General features: G+C 42.4%; 1 protein-coding gene. It reads right to left on the reverse strand.

All coding sequences use genetic code 11. From position 1 onward, the window contains the following. Positions 1-168 precede the first annotated feature (168 nt). A complete protein-coding gene (locus tag A0J48_RS26330; RefSeq protein WP_200327523.1) occupies positions 169-1,272 on the reverse strand; it encodes a septal ring lytic transglycosylase RlpA family protein in 1,104 nt (367 codons plus the stop codon). Positions 1,273-1,837 lie beyond the last annotated feature (565 nt).

Here is a 1,837-nt window from a genome sequence, read left to right on the forward strand (position 1 = left end):
AGGGTGTAGGGGTGTAAGGGTGTAGGGGTGTAGGGTGTAGGGGTGTAAGGGTGTAGGGTGTAGGGGTGTAGGGGTGTAGGGGGAAAACTTAATTCTTACTTCTGCCTTCTGCCTTCTGCCTTCTGCCTTCTGCCTTCTGCCTTCTGACTCCTGACTCCTGACTCCTAATTATCTTCCCAACACCTCAAGGCGCACTGGTGCAATGCCACTGCCTATCATTCCTAAAAGTCGGGCTGCACCAGCAGAAAGGTCAATAATTCGACCACCAATGTAAGGGCCACGGTCATTAATTCGCACGACTACCGAGCGGCCATTATTGGTGTTAGTGACACGCACTTTTGTCCCCAAAGGTAAGCTGCGATGGGCTGCTGTCATGGCTTCGGGATTAAATCTCTCACCACTGGCAGTTTTATTACCAGACCAATCATAGCCATACCAAGAAGCCATGCCTTTGAAGTTAATTTTCACTCCACCAATGGCAACTTGTTGTGGTAGCTTAGGTATAGATACTGGCGTATTTGTTGGTAAGTTAGCAATTTCGTTGATGGGAGATGCATTACCTATGAGTCTCCGCAAACGATTGGTTGCTTGTAGGGCATCTTGGGCAAGATTTTGAGTAGTATCTGCTAATCGCGTGCTTTCATTGACTTCCACCAATTCATTACCGTTGATTTTGATGGTGTAGCGATCTAACTGCTGTGAAACAGAGGAGCCTTTATCCTGGGCTTTGTTGCTGACTGAAGATTTTTCCTCTGTTTTCCAGCTGACGGTAATTTGGCTTGCGTCTGCACTCTCACGAAACAGCTGATTAATTCTAGAAGCTACTAAGCTGGCTCTCTGAACTGGATCATTAGCAATGGAGCTAGGAGATTTGCCCACATCCATGACATTTCCCATGCTTGCGGCCTTTGCTGAATTACTAGCAACAAGAGCATAAGACTTTCCGCTGCCAGCGTTTCCAATTGTTCCCATTTTTGTTTCTGTGTTAACAACTGGGGTAGAACTCAGAAAGGTGAGAACGGGAATATCCCGAATGTAAAGGGTTGCCGCCTGACGGCCTTCAACGCTGTGAGAATGAATTTCTGTGTTCACAGCATCCAAGGTGGGTTTCTGTGCTGGGGATTGATACTCTCCTACTTTCACTACATCAGCTACAGCAGATGCTTGCGAAGTTGAAGGGGTTGCCTTAGTGGTTTGAGTACGACCCACTGAGGGTAAACCTGAAAAAGCCACAGACAGGGCGACAATAGTCCACAAATGTCTTTGATTCATGCGTCCGATTTTAAAGCGACTGTAGAACTTAAGTTTTATAATTCGTGGGTTTTTCACTAGAGATAGTGATTTCCCGTGAAACTCGAACTCGTTCCGCTTTCACTTCTTGTTTATAACTGCAACAGAGTAACATGAACCTTTCGGCTTGGGGATCAGGGTTTTAGCGTAGGTCTTTGGTTAGGGGCTTCAATTTCTATTGTCATTTCTAGGGCAAAACCTTTTTCAAGTCAGGTTTCTGGCTTTGTAACATTTTTTTTCGGGATATCAATAATTTCTGATGAAGATTTAACTTAAAGTGAGATTTGTTCAAGGTGAGTAATATCTTGACCTATTAATCAGGATTTTATCTCAAATTGTAATTTATTTAACTTTTATTTGAGTCTTTTCTTCTTCAAGAAGAACTGTGTTTAGTCATACTTTTGGACTTAAAAAGGTTAAAAAATATTTATAGCAATTGCTAAAATCATTATTTTTAATTGATTTATGGGCAAAATCATCCAATTTTACTGCCGTTAATTTGTGAGTCAATTGAATTTATTTAAGTTGAAAAAACTCACACACAAAT

The sequence above is a fragment of the Sphaerospermopsis aphanizomenoides BCCUSP55 genome (genome assembly GCF_001586785.1).
Taxonomy (GTDB): Bacteria; Cyanobacteriota; Cyanobacteriia; order Cyanobacteriales; family Nostocaceae; genus Sphaerospermopsis_A; species Sphaerospermopsis_A aphanizomenoides_A.